This is a genomic window from Propioniciclava sp. LT432 (assembly GCF_059515965.1).
The window spans coordinates 59,529-81,143 of record NZ_JCAKNE010000005.1; the positions used below are offsets into that span (position 1 = coordinate 59,529).

Consider the following 21,615-nt stretch of genomic DNA (forward strand, 5'->3'; position numbering starts at 1 on the left):
GCCAGACAGGTTCAGTCCTCGCGACCCAGCAGCGACCGGATGGCGGCGAGCCGCTCGGAGATCTGCGCCTCGTGGCCGTGTGAGGTGGGCGAGTAGTACCGCGCGTCGGCGAGGTCGTCGGGCAGGTACTGCTGCGCGGCGACGCCGTGGGGGGCGTCGTGGGCGTACTGGTACCCCTTGCCATGCCCCAAGGCCTTGGCGCCGGCGTAGTGGGCGTCGCGCAGGTGGAACGGGACCGGGCCGCCCTTGCCCGCCGCAACGTCCTCCTGGGCGGCGTTGATGGCCAGGTAGCTGGCGTTCGACTTGGGTGCGGTGGCGCAGGCGATGACCGCTTGCGCGAGCGTGAGGCGCCCCTCGGGCATGCCGATGAGTTGGACGGCCTGCGCCGCCGCCACGCACGTCTGCAGCACGGACGGGGCTGCCATGCCGATGTCCTCGCTGGCGAGGATGATGAGGCGCCGCGCGATGAACCGCGGGTCCTCCCCGCCGGCGAGCATCCGGGCGAGGTAGTGCAGGCCGGCGTCCACGTCGGAACCCCGGATCGACTTGATGAAGGCGCTGATGATGTCATAGTGCTGGTCGCCGTCCCGGTCGTACCGCACGGCCGCCTTGTCGACGGCCATCTCGACGGCGTCCGGGGTGATGACGTCCGAGCCCAGGGCGGAGGCCGTCGCCGCTGCCTCCTCCACGTAGGTCAGGGAGCGTCGCGCGTCTCCCCCGGCCAGCCGGACGAGCGTGGCGCGGGCGTCCGGATCGAGCACGTAGGACCCGCCGTCGGGGGTCCGCAACCCGCGCTCGTCGGTGAGGGCGCGGTCGAGCAGGTCGCTGACGTCGGCGTCCGACAGGGGCTTGAGCGTGAGGAGCAGGGACCGCGAGAGCAGCGGGGAGATGACCGAGAAGGAAGGGTTCTCCGTCGTGGCGGCGATCAGGGTGACGAGTCGGTTCTCAACGGCGGGCAGGAGGACGTCCTGCTGGGCCTTGTTGAAGCGGTGGACCTCGTCCACGAACAGAACCGTTCCGCGGCCCCGGGCCAATTCACGCTTGGCCGTCTCCAACTCGGCACGGACCTCCTTGACGCCCGCGGTCACGCCCGACAGCTCCACGAAGCGCCGGTTCGTCGCCTGGGAGACCACCGAGGCGATGGTCGTCTTGCCCACCCCGGGTGGCCCCCACAGGAACACCGACATGGGCTGGCCGTCCGCCAGGCGCCGAAGGGGTGAGCCCGGCCCCAGCAGGTGTTGCTGGCCGACGATCTCCTCCAACGTGCGGGGGCGCAGGCGCACGGCGAGGGGCACGTCCGCGTGGTCGGCCCCCGACAACGACCCCCCGGGCCGGCCGGACGCCTGGTGCTCCGCGGGGTCGGGGTTGCCGAACAGGTCCATCACCCCCAAGACGCTACACCGCACTGACCCGCCTCTCTGGTCGCCCGGAGGTCGCTGGGGTTCAATGGTGCAGTGGATTCTGACCCGGGCACCGGGATGGACGATCGTGCGCGCCGCGTCCAGCGCCTATATCTGGTCCTGACGCTGCTGACGACCCTGGCGGCCTCACTCATCTGGGGTGTCAACACCCTGTTCCTGCTCGATGCGGGGTTGAGCAGCACCGAGGCCTTCCTCGCCAACGCGTTCTACACGCTCGGCATGGTGCTGTTCGAGATCCCCACGGGGGTGGTCGCCGACACGCGTGGCAGACGGTTCTCGTTCCTTCTCGGGACCGCGACCCTGCTGGTCGCCACGCTGCTCTACGTCGCCCTGTGGTGGCTGCGGGCACCCTTGGGAGCGTGGGCGCTCTCGTCCATCCTGATCGGGTTGGGCTTCACGTTCTTCTCCGGCGCGACCGAGGCGTGGGTCGTCGACGCGCTGCGCGCCCGGGGCCACGAGGGACCGCTGGAACCCACCTTTGCCCGCGCGCAGGTGGTGGCCGGCGCGGCCATGCTGGCGGGCGCGACCCTGGGCGGCTTCATCGCTCAGGCCTCCACCCTCGGCGTCCCGTACGTGGTGCGGGCCGCCTTGTTGGGAGTGACGCTGGTCGTGGCGTGGCTGGTCATGCGGGACGAGGGGTTCGCCCGCGTGCAGGAGGCGCCGATGGCGGCCATCCGCGGGGTGGTCGCCGGTGCCGTGGACGGTGGGCTCCGCAATCGCCCGGTGCGCTGGCTGATGCTGGCCGCCCCGCTCACGGCAGGGACAGGCGTCTACGTCTTCTACGCGATCCAGCCGTTCCTGCTCGACCTCGTCGGGGATTCGCGAGCCTACGGCCTCGCGGGTCTCGCGGCGGCCCTGGTCGCCGGGGCCCAGATCCTGGGTGGCCTGTTGGCGCCGCTCGCTCGGCGGGTCCTGCGGCGCCGCACCGACGTGCTGGTGGTCGGCGTGGTGGTGAGCGTCGGCGCCCTGGTGGCGATCAGCGCGACCCGGCACCTCGCGGTGGCCCTCGTGCTCGTCGCCGCCTGGTCCCTGGCCTCCGCGGTGTCGACCCCCCAGCGGCAGGCGCTGGTCAACGGGCTCATCCCGTCGCAGCAGCGGGCCACCGTGCTCAGCTTCGACTCACTCATCGGCTCGGCGGGCGGGGTCGCCCTGCAGCCGCCGCTGGGCCGGGTCGCGGACGTGGCCGGCTACCCGGCGTCCATGGCGGCGTCCGCGGTGGCCCAGTCGCTGGCCCTCCCGTTCCTGCTCCTGGCGCGGCGGGAGCGGGCGGCGTCCGATACATTCCCATCACGTCGCACGACGGTGGGACCGGCCGAGTAGGCCATTGCGGCGGTGGTGAGGCAGACCTAACATGAAATGCCGACCGGGCGGCGGTCACCCGGTCCGCACTGGAGGAGCCATGCTCGCCGATCATGATTCGGTCGCCGTCCTCGCGGTCAGTGACCTGCAACAAGCCCGGGACTTCTACGAGGGGGTGCTCGGGTTCACTCCGCAGGGCGACATGGAGGAAGGCGTGCGGTACGCCGCCGGCTCCGGTTCGTTCTTCGTCTACACGTCGGCGTACGCGGGCACCAACAAGGCCACCGCGATGTCCTTCGACGTATCACCGGACGACTTCGATGCCGAGGTGGCCGACCTGCGCAGCCGCGGCGTCACGTTCCTCACGTTCGAGATGGAGGGCATGACCTGGGACGACGGGGTCGCGACCTTCGGCCCCGGCAAGGGAGTCTGGTTCAGCGACCCCAGCGGGAACATCCTCAACATCGACACGATGTGACCATCAGCCCGCGCCGGGGTCGCCGCACAGCGGCGACCTCAAGTGCCCACATTCCGGGATTTGGTGAGGCCCGAGTTGCCTAATTGCCCTGAGTTAGGCAAGCCTTACCTGCATGAACTCCGGCTTCACCCGACGCGCCCTCCTCGGCGCCGCAGCTGCCCTCACCGCCGCCACGCTTGCCGCGTGCTCGTCCGCCCCGCAGGGGACGCCCGCATCCAGCGCTCCCGCGGCCTCGTCCGGGACGGCTTCCATCACCGTCTACAACGCCCAGCACGAGTCCCTCACGAAGGAGTGGATCGAGGGCTTCACCAAGCAGACCGGCATCCAGGTCACGTACCGGCAGGGCTCCGACACCGAGATGGCCAACCAGCTCGTGGCCGAAGGCGCCAACTCCCCCGCCGACGTCTTCCTCACCGAGAACTCACCCGCGATGACGCTGGTGGAGAACGCCGGGCTCTTCGCTCCGGTGGCGGAGAGCACGACCCAGCAGGTTCCCGAGCAGTACCGGCCCAGCACCAACGCCTGGACCGGCATCGCCGCCCGCTCCACCGTCTTCGTCTACAACACCGACAAGCTCACCGAGGCCCAGCTTCCCGCCTCCCTGATGGACCTGGCCAAGCCCGAGTGGAAGGGCCGCTGGGCCGCCTCGCCGTCCGGCGCCGATTTCCAGGCGATCGTCTCGGCCATGCTCCAGCTGAAGGGTGAGGAGGAGACCCTGGCCTGGCTGAGGGCCATGAAGGAGAACTCCACCGCCATCAAGGGCAACTCGGCCGTGATGAAGGCCGTCAACGCCGGCGAATTCGACGGCGGCGTCATCTACCACTACTACTATTTCGGTGACCAGGCCAAGGGCGGACAGAACAGCGGGAAGATCGGCAGCCACTACTTCGGCAACCAGGATCCGGGCGCGTTCGTCTCGATCTCGGGTGGTGGCGTCCTGAAGAGCTCCAAGAACCAGGAGGCGGCCCAGAAGTTCCTCGCCCACATCACCGGCAAGGATGGCCAGGCCGTCCTGCGTGACGGTACCTCCTTCGAGTACGCGATCGCCTCGGACGTGGAGGCCAACCCGAAGCTCAAGCCGCTGGACGAGCTGGACGCCCCCACGGTTGATCCGGCCACCCTCAACAGCCCCAAGGTCGTCGAGCTGATGCAGCAGGCAGGCCTGCTCTGACCACCTCGACCCTGACCCGTCGCGCCACCCGGTCGCGCGGCCACCTCCCGGTGACCGTCGCGGCCGCGGTGGCCGTCGTCGTTCTCACGTTGGTCCCCATCGGGTTCATCGTGGTGGCGACCGTGGACGCGGGTCCTGCCCTGGCGGCCCAACTCGTGTTCCGCCCCCGCGTCGGGGAGCTGATCGGCAACACGGTCGCGATCCAACTGGTGGTCGTGCCCGCCACCGTCCTGATCGGAACGGCAACGGCCCTGCTCGTCGAGCGGACGCGGGTGCCCCGCTGGCTGTCGCCGGCGTTCGTCGCACCCCTCGCGGTGCCCGCGTTCGTGATGAGCTACGCGTGGGCCACGGTGTGGCCGTCCATCGCGGGCCTGGCCGGGGCCTCGCTCATCGCGACCCTCAGCTACTTCCCGTTCGTCTACCTGCCGGTGCTGGCGACGCTGCGCCGCATGGATCCGGCGCTGGAGGAATCCGGGGCCGCGCTCGGACTCACTGCATCGGAGATCCTGCGCCGGGTGACACTGCCCCAGCTGCGGTTGCCCATCTTGGGTGGCGCGCTGCTGGTGTCGCTGCACCTGCTGGCCGAGTACGGCGCCTTCGCGTTCGTCCGGTTCGACACCTTCACCACGGCGATCTACGACCAGTTCCGTTCAACGTTCGCCGCGCCCGCGGCGTCCATGGTGGCCGGGGTGCTGGTGGTGCTCTGCCTCGTCGTCCTGGGGGGCGAGGCCGCCGTGCGCGGACGCCAACGCCACGCCCGGGTCGGCGCGGGCGTCGCCCGGCGCGGACGCCGCGTCCCCCTCGGCGTGTGGACCCTGCCGGTGGTCCTGGCCGTCACCGCCCTGATGGTCGCGTCCCTCGGTGTCCCGGCCTGGTCGCTCGTGCACTGGCTGTCCGTGGGCGTCGAACTCGACGCCGGCCTGGTCCCGGCGCTCGTGAGCACGCTCGGGCTGGCCACCATCGGCGCGCTGGCCACCTGCCTGGCGGCCGGCCCGATCGCGTGGCTGTCGGTTCGGCGTCCGGCCCGTTGGTCGCGCATCCTGGAGGGCCTCGCCTTCATGTCGTCGTCGCTGCCCGGCATCGTCATCGGCCTGGCCTTCGTCACGGTCGCCATCCGCTGGGTGCCGGCGGTCTACCAGACCAGTGCGCTCCTGCTCGCGGCCTACGTCGTGCTCTTCCTCCCGCGCGCGGTGGCGAGCCTGCGCTCGGGCATCGCCCAAGTGCCCACGTCCCTCGGTGAGGCCTCCTCGTCGCTGGGCCAGTCGCCCCTCACCACGCTCCTGCGCGTCACCGTCCCGGTGCTGGCGCCGGCGTTCGGCGCCGGGGCGTCGATGGCCTTCCTCGGGATCGCGGGCGAGCTCACGGCCACGCTCCTGCTGGCCCCGACCGGCACGACCACGCTGGCGACCCGGTTCTGGTCGCTGTCCAGCGAGCTGGACTACCCCGCCTCGGCGCCCTACGCGCTGCTGCTCATCGCCCTGTCGGTGCCGATGACGATCATCCTGTTCCGCCAATCCCGAGGAGACCGATGAACGACGCGCTCGTGGTGAGGGGTGTGCGCGCCACGTACGGCCACAACGAGGTGCTCCACGGGATCGACCTCAGCGTCCCGGCAGCCGCCGTCCTCGCCGTCGTGGGCCCCTCCGGGAGCGGCAAGACCACGCTGCTGCGGTGCATCGGGGGTTTCGAGCACCCGACCGCCGGCGAGGTCTCCATCGGCGGGGTGCCCGTCACGGGCTCCACCTGGGTTCCACCGCACAAGCGGTCCATCGGGTACGTGTCTCAGGATGGTGCCTTGTTCCCCCACCTGTCGGTGGGGGCGAACGTCGGCTTCGGACTTCCGCGCGCCGAGCGCACGAGCGACCGGATCGCAGAACTCCTCACCACCGTCAACCTCGACCCCTGTCTGGCGAAGCGCCGCCCCGACCAGCTCTCCGGTGGCCAACAGCAGCGTGTGTCGCTGGCGCGTGCCCTGGCGCGCCGCCCCGCGGTGATGCTGCTGGACGAGCCCTTCTCCGCCCTCGACACGCACCTGCGCGAGTCCACCCGCGACCTCGTCGGGGAGGTCCTGCGCGGTGCCGGCGTGACGACCCTGTTGGTCACCCACGACCAGGAGGAGGCCTTGGCTTTCGCCGACCTCGTCGCCGTTCTGGACGATGGTCGCCTGCGTCAGGTGGGGCCTCCCCAGGTGGTCTACGAGCGCCCGAACGACCTCGCGACCGCACGCCTGCTGGGCTCGACGCTCGAATTGGACGCCGTCGTCACCCAGGGGGTCGCCCAGACGATCATCGGCCCCATCTCGGCCCTGGGGACCCCCGAGGGCAGGGCCACCGTCATCGCTCGCCCCCACCAGGTCGCGGCGAAGCTGGACGTGGACGGGGACTGGGTCGTGCGGGCGCTGGCCTTCCACGGCGACCATCGTCGCCTGACGCTGGGCTCGGCGGGCGCCCCGGGTGGGCCGACCTTCCGGGTGTCCACCGACCAGCCCGTCCGTGCCGGCGACCGGATGAGCATTTCGCTCATCGGCCGGGCCCTGGTGGTCCCGGCCGACGAGTGACGCCGGGCGAACCCGCGAGCCCGGGCCTGGGGCGCCGAGCCTGCCTCAGGCCTTCTTCGCGGGCTGGCCCTCCGCCTTCGCCGAGGCCTCGGCGTCCGTCGCCTCGCCCTTGAGGGCGGGCTTGAAGTCCACGCCGGCCTCCTTGCGCTGCTGGGGCGTGATCGTCGTCGGCGCCTCGGTCAGCGGGTCGAAGCCACCGCCCGACTTCGGGAACGCGATCACGTCGCGGATGGTGTCGAAGCCGCCCAGCAGCATGACGAGGCGGTCGAGGCCGAACGCGATACCGCCGTGCGGCGGGGCACCGTAGGAGAAGGCGTCCAGCAGGAAGCCGAACTTCTCCTGCGCCTCCTCCTCGGAGATGCCCATGACCCGGAACACCCGCTCCTGGACGTCCCGGCGGTGGATACGGATCGAGCCGCCGCCGACCTCGTTGCCGTTCGCGACGAAGTCGTAGCCGTACGAGAGGGCCGAGCCGGGGTCGGTGTCGAAGGTGTCCATCGACTCGGGCTTCGGCGAGGTGAAGGCGTGGTGGACGGCCGTCCACTTGCCGCCGCCGACCGCCACGTCGCCGGACGCCACCGCGTCCGCCGCGCTCTTGAACATCGGGGCGTCCACGACCCACAGGAACGACCAGGCGGCCTCGTCGATCAGGTTGCAGCGGCGGCCGATCTCCAGGCGAGCCGCCCCCAGGAGCTCCTGGGTGGTCTCGCGGGCGCCAGCGCCGAAGAAGATCGCGTCGCCGGGCTGCGCGTCCATGGCCGCGGCCAGGCCGTCGCGCTCGGACTCGGTGATGTTCTTGGCGACCGGGCCACCGAGGGTGCCGTCCTCGGCGATGGTGACGTAGGCGAGGCCCTTCGCGCCGCGCTGCTTCGCCCACTCCTGCCACGCGTCGAACTGGCGACGCGGCTGGGAGGCACCCCCCGGCATGACCACGGCGCCGACGTACGGCGCCTGGAACACCCGGAACGGTGTGTTGGCGAAGTACTCGGTCAACTCGCGGATCTTGTTGTCGAAGCGCAGGTCGGGCTTGTCGGAGCCGTAGTTGTCCATCGCGTCGTGCCAGCTCATGCGCTGGAGCGGGAGCTGCATCTCGACGCCGATCAGCTTCCAGCACGCCGCCATGACCTCCTCGGCCAAGGCGATCACGTCGTCCTGGTCGACGAAGCTCATCTCGATGTCCAGCTGCGTGAACTCGGGCTGGCGGTCGGCGCGGAAGTCCTCGTCGCGGTAGCAACGCGCGATCTGGTAGTAGCGCTCCATACCCGCCACCATGAGCAATTGCTTGAACAGCTGGGGGCTCTGCGGGAGGGCGTACCACTTGCCCGGGTGCAGGCGCGCCGGGACGAGGAAGTCGCGGGCACCCTCGGGCGTGGAGCGGGTCAGGGTCGGCGTCTCGACGTCGTAGAAGTCGTGGCGGTCCATCACCTCACGGATCGTGTGGGTCACCTTCGACCGCAGCACGAGCGCGTCGTGCTGACGCGGACGCCGCAGGTCCAGGTAGCGGTGGCGCAGGCGGGCGTCCTCACCGACGGTGGTGCGCTCGTCGATCTGGAAGGGCAGCGGCGCGGCCGGGTTCAGGACCTCCAGCTCGCGGATCGCAACCTCGACCTCACCGGTCGCGATGTTGGGGTTGACGTTCTCGGGGGTGCGCGCGTCGACGACGCCGGTGACTTGGATGCAGAACTCGTTGCGGAGGTCGTGGATCCCCGCCTGCGCGAGGTACTCGTCGCGGACGACCACCTGGCAGATGCCGGAGGCGTCGCGGAGGTCGATGAACGCCACCCCGCCGTGGTCGCGTCGCTTGGCGACCCATCCGGCGAGGGTGACGGTCTGGCCGACCTCGCTCGCGCGGAGCTGACCGGCCTTGTGCGTGCGCAGCATGCTTTCCTTGTTCCCTTCTTGCCCCCGCATGGACGGTACGGGGCGCGTGGGGACGAGTCTAGGCCCACCCCTCGGGGGAGGCAGATTCCGTGCCCGCCATGCAGCCACCGTGGGCGAGGTCTGCCGCGATCCGGCGGTCGTCGCCGAGGTCAGTCGACCCCACGCACCGCAGGGCGCAGGTCGCCGGCCGGAGGAGCCCAGGTCGCGGCATCGGCCGGCACCTGCTCGCCGGAGCGGATGTCCTTCACCGAGCCATCGGAGAACCACACGTACGGGATGCCGCGCCGATCCGCGTAGCGGATCTGCTTGCCGAACTTGTCCGCCTTGGGGGCGACCTCGGTCGGGATGCCCCGGGCCCGGAGCTGCTGGGCGGTGGCCACGGCCGTGTCGCGGGCGTCCTCGTTGTCGACGGCCACCAGCACGCACGTCGGCACCGACCGGGATGCCGTGAGCGCCCCCTGACCGATGAGCACGCCGAGGATGCGCGTGACACCGACCGAGATGCCCACGCCGGGGAATGTGCGCTTCCCGTCGGTGGCCAGCGAGTCGTAGCGGCCACCGGAGCAGATCGAGCCGAGCTTCTCGTAGCCCTCCAGCACCGACTCGTAGACGGTGCCGGTGTAGTAGTCCAGACCGCGGGCGATCTTCATGTCGGCCACCACCGAGCCGGGTGCCGCGGCGTTCACCGCACGAACGACGGCCGCCAGCGCCTCCAACCCCTCGTCGAGGAGTTCGTGTTCCACGCCCAACGCCCGGACCTGCTCGACGAACGACTCGTCGCCGCTCTGGATCGTCGCCAGGGCGAGGCACTTGTCGGCGGCGTCCCCGCTCAAGCCGAGCTCGTCGACGAGCAGGGCACGCACGGCGTCCGGCCCGATCTTGTCGAGCTTGTCGACGCGCTGGAGGACGGACAGGTGGTCCTCGATCCCGAGGCCGCGGTAGAAGCCCTCGGCGAGCTTGCGGTTGTTGATGTGGAAGGTGACCTTCGGGACGCCGAGTTCCCCGAGGCGTCCGAGTGCCTCGACCATGACCAGCAGCACCTCGGCGTCGTGGTGCTTGGCGAGGACGCCGTCGCCGACGACGTCGATGTCGGCCTGCAGGAACTCGCGGTAGCGGCCCTCCTGGGGGCGCTCACCGCGCCACACCTTCTGGATCTGGTAGCGGCGGAACGGGAACGCGAGGTGTCCTGCGTTCTCCACGACGTAGCGGGCGAACGGGACGGTCAGGTCGAAGTGCAGGCCGAGGTCGTCGCCGGTGTCGCCGTCGGCGGCGTGCAGCCGGCGGACGACGTAGACCTCCTTGGTGATCTCGCCCTTGCGGGTCAGCGAGTCCATGGTCTCCACCGCGCGGGTCTCGATGGACGCGAAGCCGTGCAACTCGAAGGTCCCGCGCAGCGAGTCGAGGACGGCCTGTTCGACGATCCGGCCGCTCGGCAGGAACTCGGGGAAGCCGGAGAGGGGCTTGGGTCGCATGGTCACCTCAGGTAGGAGTCTTGCAGGTAGGGATTGGTGGCGCGCTCGCGGGCCATCGTGGTCTCGGGGCCGTGCCCGGGCAGCAGCGCCGCCGTGTCGGGCAGGGCCAGGACGACCTCGCGCAGCGTCTGACGCATGACGGCGTCGTCGCCGCCGGGCAGGTCCGTCCGGCCGATGGAACCCGCGAACACCACGTCGCCGGTGAAGATGAGCTCCGTCAGCTCCGGGGCCTGCGGCAGCGGCTCCAGCAGCGGCGTCCGCCACAACAGGCAGCCGGGGCGATGACCCGGCGCCACCTCGGTGGTGAAGGTGATGCCGGCGAGTTCGAGGGTCTCTCCCCCACTCAGGTCGCGCAGGTCGGCGGGCTCGACGTGGTTCACCTGGAAGCGCTCGATGATCTGGACGGCCATCTCCGACAGCAGGCTCGGGTCGAACAGCTCACGGTCGGCGGCATGGAGGTAGGCGGGGACGCCGTAGTGGTCGGCGACGTCCGCGGCTCCTCCGACGTGGTCCGGGTGCCCGTGGGTGAGGACGACCGCCTCGACCGTCAGGTTCTTCTCGTCGACGATCCTCCTCACGTTGTCGAAGGCGTTGACCCCGGGGTCGACGACAACGCAGCGGCTCCCATCGAGGGAGAAGATGTAGCAGTTCGCCTGGAACGGACCGGCGGGAAACGAAGTCAGGAACACCCCGACACCTTATCGAGAGCAGACATACGCGCACCCACGGGGGTTTTTCGGGCAAGATGGATCCCATGACTGACTCCGCAGGTCCGACCAGCTTCGGTCGTGTCGATCCCGATGGCACCGTCTACGTGACCACGGGTGACAGCGAACGGGCTGTCGGTCAGGTCCCTGACGTCTCCCCCGACGAAGCACTCGCCTTCTTCGTCCGCCGTTTCGAGGCGCTCGACCTCGAGGTGACGCTGCTCGAGCAGCGCCTGGGCTCGGGGGCCGTCTCACCGGACGATGCTCGTCACACCATCAAGAACCTCCGCAAGTCCGTGGCCGAGGCCAACGCCGTCGGTGATCTCGCCTCGCTCGAGGCCCGTCTCGAGGCGCTCCAGCCGCGCCTGGCCGAGGCGTCCGAGGCCCGGAAGGCCGAACGAGCCAAGCAGCACGAGGCGACCCGGGAGGCCAAGGAGGCCATGGTCGCCGAGGCGGAGTCGCTGGCCGCCGGCAACGATTGGCGCGGGGGCGTGAACCGCTTCCGCCAACTGCTGGAGGACTGGAAGGCCCTGCCGCGCATCGACCGCGCCACGGACGACGAGCTGTGGCACCGCTTCAGCTCGGCCCGCACCACCTACACGCGTCGCCGCAAGTCGCAGTTCGCCGAGCAGTCGGCGAAGTGGGGCGAGGCCAAGGCCCTGAAGCAGCAGATCATCGAAGAGGCCCGCGAGCTGGCCGACTCCACCGACTGGGGTCCCACGTCGGGTGCCTTCCGTGACCTCATGAGCCGGTGGAAGGCCGCGGGCACCGCCGCGCGCGAGGATGACAACAAGCTGTGGGCCGAGTTCCGGGGGCTGCAGGACAAGTTCTTCGACGCCCGCACCGCCGCCCAGTCGCAGCAGGACGAGGAGTTCTCCGGCAACCTGGTCGCCAAGGAGGAGTTGCTCACCAAGGCCGAGGCCGAGATCCTCCCCGTCACCGACCTCGACAAGGCGCGCACCCAGTTCCGCGAGTTCCTTGAGGAGTACCACGCGCTGGGCAAGGTTCCGCGCGACGCGATGCGTGGCCTCGACAACCGCGTCCGCGCCATCGAGCAGGCGGTCAAGAAGGCCGAGGACGACGAGTGGAAGCGCACCGATCCCGAGGCTCGCCAGCGTGCCGAGGAGACGGTGGCCATGCTCACCTCCGAGATCGAGAAGCTGCAGGGCAAGGTCGACAAGGCCGAGGCGCGCGGCGACAAGTCCGCCGCCAAGAAGGCCCAGGACTCGATCCAGACCTACTCGTCCTGGCTCGAGCAGGCCAAGGCGACGCTGGCCGACTTCACCCGCTGACCTACCGCACGATCCCCGACGACCGGGCCGCAGTCACCGCTGCGGTCCGGTTGTCGACGTTCAGCTTCTCGTACACGTGCACGAGGTGGGTCTTCACGGTCGCCTCGGACAGGAACAACCGCTTGGCGATCTGGCGGTTCGCCAGTCCCTCGGCCAGCAGGACCACCACCTCGCGCTCCCGCTCGGTGAGTTCGGTCGGTGGGGCGACGACGCGACGGGCCAGCGTCCCGCCACAGAGGGTGCGAACACGGCCTCTCCCCTCGCCGCAGCCGGCCACCTCCTCTGGGCCCTCGGCGTCCTGTCGAAGGGCTCGGACGCCGCCCGGCGTGTGTTCCACCGCGCCTCGGTCGCCGTGTGGGCGACCTGGCTGGTCCCCTACACCACGGGCACGGCCAGCGCCATGATGGCCTGACGATGCCTGTCAGCGGCTTCGCTTCGGACGCGGGCGCCCAGTCCAGGCGAGGTAGGCGCTGCCGCCGGTCAACGCGGCCCCGCCCAGCGCCACGAGGGGACCGGCGAGACGGCCCAACCGGTTCTTGTAGGCCACCAGCACGTTGGTCCCTCCGGTGATCATCGCGGCCACGATCATGGCGGCCACGACCCGGTCCCCCATCCGCTCGATCCGGCCGACCAGGGGCTCCAGCTCGCCGGCTCGGAGGTTGACGTCCATGCCCCCGCTGTCGACCCGCTCGAGCAGCCTGCGGAGGTAGGTCGGCAGGTCCACGCCGAGTTCGGCAGCCGAGATCGTCGCGTCCCGCAGGCGTTCAGCCACCCGGCGGGGACTCATCCGTTCGCCGATCAACGTGACGGCGTACGGGGAGATCACGGAGTTGAGGTCGAACCCGGGGTTCAGCGTGCGCCCGAGCCCGTCGGCGATCGCCAGCATGCGGAAGAGCCGGACGACCTCCGGCGGCAGGGCGAGCCGATGGCGGCGTACGATTTCGAAGAGCTGGGTGGACACCAGGGCGACGTCCACGTCGGCCAGGGCCCGCCCGTCCAGCCACCCGGTGAGTCGCGCGACCTCCCGGCGGAGCCGCGCCCGGTCGAGCGAGCCGCGCGGCGGGGCGATCTCGAGCAGGACGCTCACCAGCTCATCGGCGTCCTGCCGGGCCAGGGCGACGATCATCCGGGCGAACTGCCGACGCATGACTGGGCCGATCCTCCCGACCGACCCGAAGTCGATGAGCCCGATCGTGCCGTCGGGCTCGACGAAGAGGTTGCCGGCGTGCGGGTCGGCGTGGAAGACGCCGTCCTCGAAGACCATGCGCATCAACGCTGAGGCCGCGCGGTGGGCCAGGTCGGGCCGGTCGATCGCGGCGGCGTCCAACGCCTCGACGTCGTCGATGCGGATGCCGGGCAGTTCCTCCAGGGTGAGCACCCGCGATGTCGTGGTGTCCCAGTCGATCCACGGCACGTGGAGACGAGGCACCTCCCGGACGTTCCGGCTGATCTCCTCGCACGCGCGCGCCTCGGTGAGGTAGTCGAGCTCGGCCCGGAGCGACCGGCCGAACTCCTCGACCAGGCCGACGACGTCCATGTCGGCGAGCATGGGGACGTTGCGGGCCAGGTGACCCGCCAGGTTGCGAAGAAGCTCCAGATCGGTGTGGACCTCCTCCACGACACCCGGCTTGCGGATCTTGACCACGACCTCGCGCCCGTCGTGCAGGCGCGCGCGGTGGGCCTGCCCGATCGAAGCGGTGGCCAAGGGCTCGCGGTCGAACCACGCGTAGAGCTCGTCCACCCCTGCACCGAAGTCCTCGTGCACGACCGGGGCGAGCTCCTCGAAGGGGACGGGTGTGGTGGAGTCGACCAGCTTCGCGAAGGCCGTGCAGTACTGCTCGGGCACGAGGTCGGGCCTCATGGAGATCACCTGGCCCAGCTTCACGAAGGTGGCCCCGAGCTCCTCGAAGGCACTCACCAGCAGTTCCGGCCGGACGTCCTCGTCCCCGTCCCGGTCGAGTTCCCCGGCCCCCAGCTGCATCCACCTGCCCAGACCCGCCTGGATCGCCGTGGCGTGGAGCCCATGGCGGGTCAGGATGCGGGCGACCTCGCGGTAACGCTGCAGCGTGCGGCCCATGGCCACAGGCTAGTTGAGGGCAAGCCCCGCGGGGTCGGCCTAGCCCGGCTTGACCCGGTTGACCTCGTAGACACCCGGAAGGCGTCGCAGCGTGTTCAGCACGGTGTCGAGGTGGCGCGGATCGGGGGTCTGGAAGGTCAGGCGCATGGTGAAGACGTGGTCCTTGGACGCGTTCGCCGACACCGACACGATGCTCATGTGCAGCTCGGTCAGGGCCCTCGTGACGTCGCTCAGCATGCCGGCCCGGTCGATGCCCTCCAGCTGCACCGCGACCAGGAACGCGGAGCCCGCGGTCGGCGCCCAGGACACCGGGACGATTCGTTCGGGGTAGCGCTTCAGCGACTCCACGTTCGTGCAGTCCTCGCGGTGCACCGAGATGCCCTCGCTGCGAGTGACGAACCCGATGATCGGGTCACCCGGCACCGGCAGGCAGCACTTGGCGAGCTTGGTGTACATGTCCGGGTCGCCGTCCACCACGACTCCGGAGTGGTCACGCGGCAGCTTCCGCATCGGCCGGACGAGCAGCGCCTCGTCCACCAGGGACGCCTCGGCGGCCGCCTCGCCGCCGCCCACCGTCCGGACCAGCTGCGTCACCACGGACTGGGGGCTCACCGTGCCCTCGCCAATGGCGGCCCACAGGCTCGGGACGTCCGAGACGTGGAACGACTGCACCAGCCCGGCCAGCACCTCGGGGGTCAGGAGACGCGCGGCGAGGTGGGCTCGGCGCATCTGCTTGGACAGGAGTTCCTTGCCCTGCTCGATGGCCTCGTCGCGGCGCTCGCGCGTGAAGTGCTGCCGGATCTTGGACCGGGCGCGCGGCGTCTTGACGAAGCTCAGCCAGTCGCGGCTCGGGCCGGCGTTCTGGGCCTTGGACGTGATGATGTCCACGACCATGCCCATCTCGAGCGGCGAATCGAGCGGGACGAGCTTGCCGTTGACGCGGGCACCGATGCACCGGTGGCCGACCTCGGTGTGGATCGCGTACGCGAAGTCGACCGGGGTGGAGCCCGCCGGCAGCGAGATGACGTCGCCCTTCGGGGAGAAGACGAAGACCTCGTTCTTGGCGATCTCCTCAGTGAAGGTGTCGAGGAACTCGCCGGAATCCTCGGTCTCCTTCTGCCACTCCGAGATCGACTGCACCCAGTTGATCTGGTTGCCGGAGGTCTTGCCCTCCTTGTAGCGCCAGTGCGCGGCCACGCCGAACTCCGCCTGCCGGTGCATGTCGTGGGTGCGGATCTGGAGCTCGACCGGCTTGCCGCCCGGCCCCAGCACCGTCGTGTGCAACGACTGGTAGAGGTTGAACTTCGGCATGGCGATGTAGTCCTTGAAACGACCCGGCAGCGGACGCCAGCGCGCGTGCAGGACGCCGAGCACGTCGTAGCACTCACGCTTGGTGTCGACGAGGATGCGCAGGCCCACGAGGTCGTAGATGTCGTAGAAGTCGCGACCCCGGACCATCATCTTCTGGTAGATCGAGTAGTAGTGCTTGGGCCGGCCGTAGACGGTCGCCTTGATCTTCTCCTTGGCCAGGTCCTCACGCACCTGGCTGATGACGGTGCTCAGGTACTGGTCGCGCAGCGGCGCCCGCTCGGCGACCAGCTTCACGATCTCGGAGTAGATCTTCGGCTCCAGGACGGAGAACGACAGGTCCTCCAGCTCCCACTTGACGGCGTTCATGCCGAGCCGGTGCGCGAGCGGCGCGTAGATCTCGAGCGTGTCCCGGGCGATGCGCGCCTGCTTGTCCTGCCTCAGCGAGCTGATGGTGCGCATGTTGTGCAGCCGGTCGGCCAGCTTGATGACCAGCACCCGGATGTCTCGCGCCATCGCGACGACCATCTTGCGGATCGTCTCGGCCTTGGCCGACTCCCCGTACACCACCTTGTCCAGCTTGGTGACGCCGTCGACCATCGTGGCGACTTCCTCGCCGAAGTCGGCCGTCAGCTGGGCCAGCGTGTAGCCCGTGTCCTCCACCGTGTCGTGCAGCAACGCCGCGCAGATCGTGGGCTCGGTCAGCCCGAGGCCGGCGAGGATGGTCGCGACGGCCAGGGGGTGGGTGATGTAGGAGTCACCACTCTTGCGAGTCTGCCCTGCGTGGTAGTGCTCGGCCGTTCGGTACGCACGCTCGATGAGGGCGGTGTCGACCTTCCCGTGGTGGTGGCGCATGGCGGCGAAGAGGGGATCCAGGGCGGCCGTGCCGGTCGGCTTCTGGGACCCGAGCAGGGCGAGCATCCGGCGGACGCTGCGCCGCGGCTGGTCGGGGACGGCCGGCACGTCTCCGGGGGCATCCGGGACGGCGGGGACGCGCGGGTCGTACCCGGGCGAACCGGAGGTCCGGCTGGCAGCTTCACTCATGGCTCACCTCCCCACGTGGTGGACCGAGTCTAGCGCTGGCCGGACCCCGGGTGGTCGCCGGCCGGCCGCTGGGTGCGGCGGCTCGGTCGGACGACGACCAACTCGTCGCCCGTCTTCAGCGTCGAGACGCTGGGATCGAAGAAGCGGCGCAGGAGGCCGCCGCGAACGACGCCGATGACCCGCTCCCCCGCGACGTCCTGGGTGCCGTGGCCCACCTCGTCCGGCGTGACGAGGCGCTGCGCGATGTCGAGGCCCTCACCGTAGCTGAGGAGGTCCTCCATGGTGGCGCCCAGGTCCGGGCTCACCGCCGACAGGCCGACGAGGCGACCCACGGCGTCCGAGCTGGTGACGACGCCGTCGGCGCCCGACTGCCGCAGCAGGGACACGTTCTCTGCCGCCCGTACCGCGACCACGATGTGCGCGTGGGGGTTGAGCTGGCGTGCGGTGAGGGTGGCCAGGATGGCGGTGTCGTCCCGGTTGACGGTGATCACGATGTGCTTCGCCTTGGGCACCTCGGCCCTCCGGAGGAGCTCACGCGAGGTGGCGTCCCCCAGGAAAGCGGCGAGACCGTTGCGGTTCGCCTCGTCGACGGCGGCCTGGCTCCCGTCGACGACGACGATGCGGTCCTTCTCGGCTCCGTTGCGCAGGAGCGTGTTCAAGGCGCTGCGGCCCATGGTCCCGTAACCCAGGACGACGGTGTGGTTGCGCATCTTCTTCCTCCAACGGGCGTCGACCATGGCGCGACGTCCCTCGTTCGCGAGCACCTCGAGGGTGGTACCGACCAACAGGATCAGGAACGCGATGCGCATCGGCGTGACCAGCAGCGCGTTCAGCAGGCGGGCATGGTCGGAGACGGGGGTGATGTCGCCGTAGCCGGTGGTCGTCACCGTCACGGTCGCGTAGTAGAGAGCATCGATGAAGCTGACGCCGTCCCCGTTGACGTTGTCGGCGTAGCTCTCGTGGTCCAGCCAGACGACCATGGTGTTGAGCAGGATGATGCCCAACGCGAGCAACGAGCGCCGGACGAGCTCGCCGAACGGGTTCGCGGCGACGGACGGCAGCCGGACGAGGGCCTCGTACCCCCACAGTGACTGCGATGACCGGTCGGCCATGGCTCAGACCGTGACGACGGCGGAGAGCGTGTCGGCGCCCAGCTCCACCAGGCGTTCGCGACCGTTCAGGAAGCCGAGCTCCATGAGCACGGCGACGTGGACGAGCTCCGCGCCTTGGCGCTTGATGAGAGCCGCGGTCGCCCCGACCGTTCCGCCGGTGGCGAGGACGTCGTCGATGACCATGACGCGGGCGCCGGGCCACAGGGCGTCGGTGTGCATCGCGAGGGTCGCGTGGCCGTACTCGAGCGTGAAGCTCTGCTCGTCCACGGTGCCCGGGAGCTTGCCGGGCTTGCGGACCGGCACGAAGCCGGCCCCCAGCCTGAGCGCCACCGGTGCGGCGAAGATGAAGCCACGAGCCTCCATGCCCACCACGATGTCGATCGAACCGGGCGCCAGGGCGACGAGTTCGTCGACCGCGGCGGCGAAACCCCGAGGGTTCGCCAGCAGGGGCGTGATGTCCTTGAAGACCACGCCCGGCGTGGGCCAGTCCGGGACGTCGCGGACCAGCTCCTGGATCAACTCACGGTTGGCGTTCACCGCGCATCCTTCCTGCGCTCCGCGCGGCTGGTGTGCCGGCGCTGCTGCCGCTGCTGGAGTTCCTCGGCTCGAACGGCGCCGAGGGCCGCCGGGTCGATGGCCACCTGGCCGGTGCTGGACAGCAGCGGCTTGGAGGCGCCCACCGCGACGGGAGTGACCGCCACGGACCCCGTCTCCCCCGCCCGCCCGGCCTGGGCCGCCTTGAGCGCGTGCTTGGCCACACGCTTGTCATGGGCCCTCACCTCGGGCTCGCGCTCCTTCATCTGCACGAACATCGGAGCAGCCAGGAACAGCGACGAGTACGCGCCCGCGATCATGCCGACGAACATGGCCAGGCCGAGGTCCTTCAGCGGGCCGGTCCCCAGAACGAAAACACCGGTGAACAGGATGGCCGCCACGGGGAGCACGCCGATGACGGTGGTGTTGATCGACCGGATGAGCACCTGGTTGATCGCCAGGTTCGCCAGGTGTCCGAAGGAGTGGTTCTTCTTGTCGAGGCCGGAGGTGTTCTCGCGCACCTTGTCGAACACGACGACCGTGTCGTACAGCGAGTAGCCCAGGATGGTCAGGACGCCGATCAGCGTCGCCGGGGTGAAGGCGAACTGCAGGATGGCGTAGACGCCCACGGTCACGATCAGGTCGTGCCCCAGCGCGATCAGGGCGGCCGCCGACATCTTCCAGTTCCGGAAGTAGACGGCGATCATCAGGGCAACCAGGGCGAGGAACACCAGGAGCGCGATGATGCCCTGCTGGGTGATCTGCTGCCCCCAGTACGGGCCGATGAGGTTGTTGGTCACCTGCTCCGTCGACACCCCCGCCTTCTCGGCGAGGTGCGACGTCATCTGGTTGATCTCCTCCGCCGACAGTGCGCGTACCTGGATGCGGACCTGACCGTCGCCGATGGTGTTGACCTTGATCTCCCCGAGGTCGGGCAGCCCGCTCTCGGCAGCGGCGTCGCGGTACTCGTCCACGGTGGTGCTGGTGACCTTCGCCGGCACGGAGAACTCCGAGCCACCGGTGAAGTCGATCGACAGGCTCAGCCCACGGATCGCCACGACCAGCAGGCAGATCGCGATGATGATCGCGGAGACGATGTACCAGCGGTTGCGCTTCCCGACGAAGTCGTAGGAGACGTCGCCGGTGTAGAGGCGATGCGCGAGGCTCGGCTTGGTGGTGCTCATCAGGCCTCCTTGGGGGCGGTCGCCCGCAGGCGGCGGATGGGGGAACGGCGCTGGACGCCCAGGTGTTCGGGCTCGAAGCCGGAGAAGCGGCGTCCCTCACCGAAGAACTTGGTCCGGCCCAGCAGCGTCACCACGGGCTTGGTGAAGAAGAACACGATCGCGATGTCCAACAACGTGGTGAGGCCCAGGGTGAAGGCGAAGCCCTTCACCGACCCGATCGCGAGCACGAACAGCACCGCCGCGGACAGCAGCGACACGGCGTCCGCGATCAGGATGGTCTTGCGCGATCCGACCCAGCCGGTCTCGATGGCGGTCCGCAGGGACCGCCCTTCGCGCACCTCGTCGCGAATGCGTTCGAAGTAGATGATGAACGAGTCCGCCGTCATGCCGATCGCCACGATGGCGCCGGCGATGCCCGGGAGGTTCAGGGCGAAGCCCATGCCCTCGCCGAGCAGCACCATGATCTCGTAGGTCATCAGGGCCGCCAGTGCCAGCGAGGAGATCACGACGATGGACAGCGCCCGGTAGTAGACGACCGAGTAGATGACCACCAGGGCCAGACCGATCAGGCCCGCGATGATGCCGGCCCGCAGCTGCTCCCCACCCAGCGTCGGGGACACGTTCGAGACCTCGGACAGGTCGAACGCCAGCGGCAGCGAGCCGTACTTGAGCACGTTGGCCAGGTCGGACGCCGACTGCTGCGTGAAGCTGCCGGTGATCTGCGCCTCCCCGCCCGGGATGGGACCCGAGAGGCTCGGGTAGGTGATGACCTCACCGTCGAGAACGATCGCGAAGGTGTTCTGCGGGGACTCCTTCTGCGCCAGGTTGCCGGTGACCTTCTCGAAGATCTGGGCGCCCTCGGAGTTCAGCGAGAGGGTGACGATCCAGTTCACCCCGCCCTGCGGGATGCCCGAGCTGGCGTTCGTCAGCATGTCGCCGTCGATGACGGACGGGTACAGCAGGAACTTCGTGGTCTGCTCACGATCGCAGGTGATCAGCGGCTGGTCGTCCACGTCCGGGAACGGGTCGCCGCACTGGTATGCCTCGAAGTCGGCGAGGTCGCGGGCGCTGGGCTGCCACGCCAGCACCTCGTCCGTGGTGGGCGGGGTCTCGGCCGGGGTGGTCGGTCGCGGGTCCGGCGGGGGCAGCGGGAGGCCGGAGGCCTGCCCGGGCGCGGCCGGTTGGGCCGCGTAAGTCGGACGGAACTTCAGCTGGGCCGTCTGACCCACCATCTCCTGGAGCTGGGCGGGCGCCACGTTCGGCACGGAGACGGTGATCTGGTTGTTGCCGACGATGGCGACCTCGGACTCACCGACGCCGACCGCGTCCACGCGCTGCTGGATGATCGTGCGGGCCTGTTCGAGGCTGGCGGGATCCACCGTGCCCGTTCCCGTCGTGTTGCGGGCGGTCAGGGTGATCGTCGTGCCACCGCGCAGGTCGAGACCCAGCTTGGGGGCCCACGACTGGGACAGCGCCATGATGCCGAACAGGGCCAGCACGAAGGCGAAAAGGGTGATCAGGGTGCGCCCGGGGCGCTGCTTTGTCCTGCTCTCGGTAGCCACAGCTTCAGTTCTTCCGCAAGGGGGTCAGTTGGACTTCTGGTCGGGGGTCCCGGGCTGGAGGGGCCGTTCAGTGTCGGCGACGGCTGCCGACTCGTCGGTCTCGTACGCGGACGGCTCCACGGGCGAGCCGGTCTCACCAGCGGACTCCTCGTCGTCGTACTCGAACTCCTCCTCCGACGCCTCGACCGTGCGCATGATGGCCTGCTTGAGGATTGTCATCTCGATTCCCGGGGAGATCTCCACGACGGCGGTGCGCTCGCCCACCTCGCGGATGGTGGCCATCACGCCGGCGGTCGTCATGATGCGGGTTCCGGGGCCGAGGTTGCTCACGAGTTCCTGCTGCTTCTTCTGCTTGCGCTGCGCCGGACGAATGAGCAGCAGCCAGAAGGCAAGGCCCATGACGGCGAGCATGAGCAGCGTGGACAGCGTCTGGTTGTCGGGCATGTCTGGTACGAATCCTCTTGTCGTTGAGCGCGGACACCGTTCGGTGCGCCGCCAGGTGAAGAGACTACCGGT

18 protein-coding genes are annotated in these 21,615 nt (G+C 69.8%); 6 read left to right on the plus strand and 12 right to left on the minus strand.

The features are described from left to right. Window positions 1–11 precede the first annotated feature (11 nt). The gene (locus AC5YDV_RS03710; RefSeq protein ID WP_496184097.1) at window positions 12–1,382 is read right to left on the minus strand and encodes a replication-associated recombination protein A; all 1,371 of its coding nucleotides are present in this window, start codon (window positions 1,380–1,382) and stop codon (window positions 12–14) included. Between the two features lie 72 nt (window positions 1,383–1,454). Between AC5YDV_RS03710 and AC5YDV_RS03715 the strand changes: the two genes are divergently transcribed. From AC5YDV_RS03715 to AC5YDV_RS03735, 5 genes are all read left to right on the plus strand, one after another. Further along, a complete protein-coding gene (locus AC5YDV_RS03715; RefSeq protein ID WP_496184023.1) occupies window positions 1,455–2,741 on the plus strand; it encodes an MFS transporter in 1,287 nt (428 codons plus the stop codon). A gap of 79 nt (window positions 2,742–2,820) precedes the next feature. After that, complete coding sequence (locus AC5YDV_RS03720; protein ID WP_496184024.1) at window positions 2,821–3,198, plus strand: VOC family protein; 378 nt, start codon at window positions 2,821–2,823, stop codon at window positions 3,196–3,198. A 112-nt stretch (window positions 3,199–3,310) separates the two neighbouring features. Beyond that, the gene (locus AC5YDV_RS03725) at window positions 3,311–4,369 is read left to right on the plus strand and encodes an iron ABC transporter substrate-binding protein (protein WP_496184025.1); all 1,059 of its coding nucleotides are present in this window, start codon (window positions 3,311–3,313) and stop codon (window positions 4,367–4,369) included. 68 nt (window positions 4,370–4,437) lie between these two features. Further along, complete coding sequence (locus tag AC5YDV_RS03730) at window positions 4,438–5,901, plus strand: ABC transporter permease (protein WP_496184026.1); 1,464 nt, start codon at window positions 4,438–4,440, stop codon at window positions 5,899–5,901. After that, the gene (locus AC5YDV_RS03735; RefSeq protein ID WP_496184027.1) at window positions 5,898–6,926 is read left to right on the plus strand and encodes an ABC transporter ATP-binding protein; all 1,029 of its coding nucleotides are present in this window, start codon (window positions 5,898–5,900) and stop codon (window positions 6,924–6,926) included. The genes AC5YDV_RS03730 and AC5YDV_RS03735 overlap by 4 nt, the downstream gene beginning before the upstream one ends. Window positions 6,927–6,971: 45 nt before the next feature. Here the strand turns inward: AC5YDV_RS03735 and aspS are convergent, their stop codons facing one another. The 3 genes from aspS to AC5YDV_RS03750 all read right to left on the minus strand — a co-directional run bounded on the left by aspS (window position 6,972) and on the right by AC5YDV_RS03750 (window position 10,968). Beyond that, complete coding sequence (gene aspS / locus AC5YDV_RS03740) at window positions 6,972–8,807, minus strand: aspartate--tRNA ligase (RefSeq protein WP_496184028.1); 1,836 nt, start codon at window positions 8,805–8,807, stop codon at window positions 6,972–6,974. Between the two features lie 149 nt (window positions 8,808–8,956). Further along, window positions 8,957–10,279 carry a histidine--tRNA ligase gene (gene hisS / locus AC5YDV_RS03745; RefSeq protein WP_496184029.1) on the minus strand — a complete coding sequence of 441 codons (1,323 nt, stop codon included), beginning with the start codon at window positions 10,277–10,279 and terminating at the stop codon, window positions 8,957–8,959. Window positions 10,280–10,281: 2 nt separating this feature from the next. After that, a complete protein-coding gene (locus AC5YDV_RS03750; protein ID WP_496184030.1) occupies window positions 10,282–10,968 on the minus strand; it encodes an MBL fold metallo-hydrolase in 687 nt (228 codons plus the stop codon). 65 nt (window positions 10,969–11,033) lie between these two features. On the opposite strand from AC5YDV_RS03750, the gene AC5YDV_RS03755 reads away from it, so the two are divergent. Then, a complete protein-coding gene (locus tag AC5YDV_RS03755; RefSeq protein WP_496184031.1) occupies window positions 11,034–12,278 on the plus strand; it encodes a DUF349 domain-containing protein in 1,245 nt (414 codons plus the stop codon). 1 nt (window position 12,279) lies between these two features. Here the strand turns inward: AC5YDV_RS03755 and AC5YDV_RS03760 are convergent, their stop codons facing one another. From AC5YDV_RS03760 to yajC, 8 genes are all read right to left on the minus strand, one after another. Continuing rightward, on the minus strand, window positions 12,280–12,615 hold the full coding sequence (locus AC5YDV_RS03760; protein WP_496184032.1) for a response regulator transcription factor: 336 nt from the start codon (window positions 12,613–12,615) through the stop codon (window positions 12,280–12,282). Between the two features lie 84 nt (window positions 12,616–12,699). Further along, window positions 12,700–14,355 (minus strand): ABC1 kinase family protein, encoded by a 1,656-nt coding sequence (locus AC5YDV_RS03765; RefSeq protein ID WP_496184033.1) that lies wholly within the window; start codon window positions 14,353–14,355, stop codon window positions 12,700–12,702. A gap of 39 nt (window positions 14,356–14,394) precedes the next feature. Continuing rightward, window positions 14,395–16,584 (minus strand): RelA/SpoT family protein, encoded by a 2,190-nt coding sequence (locus AC5YDV_RS03770; RefSeq protein WP_496184098.1) that lies wholly within the window; start codon window positions 16,582–16,584, stop codon window positions 14,395–14,397. Between the two features lie 152 nt (window positions 16,585–16,736). Continuing rightward, window positions 16,737–17,819, minus strand: a complete 1,083-nt coding sequence (locus tag AC5YDV_RS03775) for a potassium channel family protein (RefSeq protein ID WP_496184034.1) — start codon at window positions 17,817–17,819, stop codon at window positions 16,737–16,739. Window positions 17,820–17,822: 3 nt separating this feature from the next. After that, the gene (locus AC5YDV_RS03780; RefSeq protein ID WP_496184035.1) at window positions 17,823–18,356 is read right to left on the minus strand and encodes an adenine phosphoribosyltransferase; all 534 of its coding nucleotides are present in this window, start codon (window positions 18,354–18,356) and stop codon (window positions 17,823–17,825) included. Then, on the minus strand, window positions 18,353–19,537 hold the full coding sequence (secF, locus tag AC5YDV_RS03785) for a protein translocase subunit SecF (protein ID WP_496184036.1): 1,185 nt from the start codon (window positions 19,535–19,537) through the stop codon (window positions 18,353–18,355). Before secF ends, AC5YDV_RS03780 begins: the two co-directional genes overlap by 4 nt. After that, on the minus strand, window positions 19,537–21,099 hold the full coding sequence (gene secD / locus AC5YDV_RS03790) for a protein translocase subunit SecD (protein WP_496184037.1): 1,563 nt from the start codon (window positions 21,097–21,099) through the stop codon (window positions 19,537–19,539). The genes secF and secD overlap by 1 nt, the downstream gene beginning before the upstream one ends. Window positions 21,100–21,123: 24 nt before the next feature. Continuing rightward, on the minus strand, window positions 21,124–21,543 hold the full coding sequence (gene yajC / locus AC5YDV_RS03795) for a preprotein translocase subunit YajC (protein WP_496184038.1): 420 nt from the start codon (window positions 21,541–21,543) through the stop codon (window positions 21,124–21,126). Window positions 21,544–21,615: the final 72 nt, after the last annotated feature.

Bases quoted from the DNA above. Each gene is read 5' to 3' on its own strand.
- AC5YDV_RS03710 (WP_496184097.1), bottom strand. From the start codon at position 1,382: ATGGACCTGTTCGGCAACCCCGACCCCGCGGAGCACCAGGCGTCCGGC.
- AC5YDV_RS03775 (WP_496184034.1), bottom strand. From the start codon at position 17,819: ATGGCCGACCGGTCATCGCAGTCACTGTGGGGGTACGAGGCCCTCGTC.
- aspS (WP_496184028.1), bottom strand. From the start codon at position 8,807: ATGCTGCGCACGCACAAGGCCGGTCAGCTCCGCGCGAGCGAGGTCGGC.
- AC5YDV_RS03765 (WP_496184033.1), bottom strand. From the start codon at position 14,355: ATGGGCCGCACGCTGCAGCGTTACCGCGAGGTCGCCCGCATCCTGACC.
- AC5YDV_RS03735 (WP_496184027.1), top strand. From the start codon at position 5,898: ATGAACGACGCGCTCGTGGTGAGGGGTGTGCGCGCCACGTACGGCCAC.
- AC5YDV_RS03770 (WP_496184098.1), bottom strand. From the start codon at position 16,584: ATGCTCGCCCTGCTCGGGTCCCAGAAGCCGACCGGCACGGCCGCCCTG.
- AC5YDV_RS03720 (WP_496184024.1), top strand. From the start codon at position 2,821: ATGCTCGCCGATCATGATTCGGTCGCCGTCCTCGCGGTCAGTGACCTG.
- hisS (WP_496184029.1), bottom strand. From the start codon at position 10,279: ATGCGACCCAAGCCCCTCTCCGGCTTCCCCGAGTTCCTGCCGAGCGGC.
- secF (WP_496184036.1), bottom strand. From the start codon at position 19,537: ATGAGCACCACCAAGCCGAGCCTCGCGCATCGCCTCTACACCGGCGAC.
- AC5YDV_RS03755 (WP_496184031.1), top strand. From the start codon at position 11,034: ATGACTGACTCCGCAGGTCCGACCAGCTTCGGTCGTGTCGATCCCGAT.
- AC5YDV_RS03725 (WP_496184025.1), top strand. From the start codon at position 3,311: ATGAACTCCGGCTTCACCCGACGCGCCCTCCTCGGCGCCGCAGCTGCC.
- yajC (WP_496184038.1), bottom strand. From the start codon at position 21,543: ATGCCCGACAACCAGACGCTGTCCACGCTGCTCATGCTCGCCGTCATG.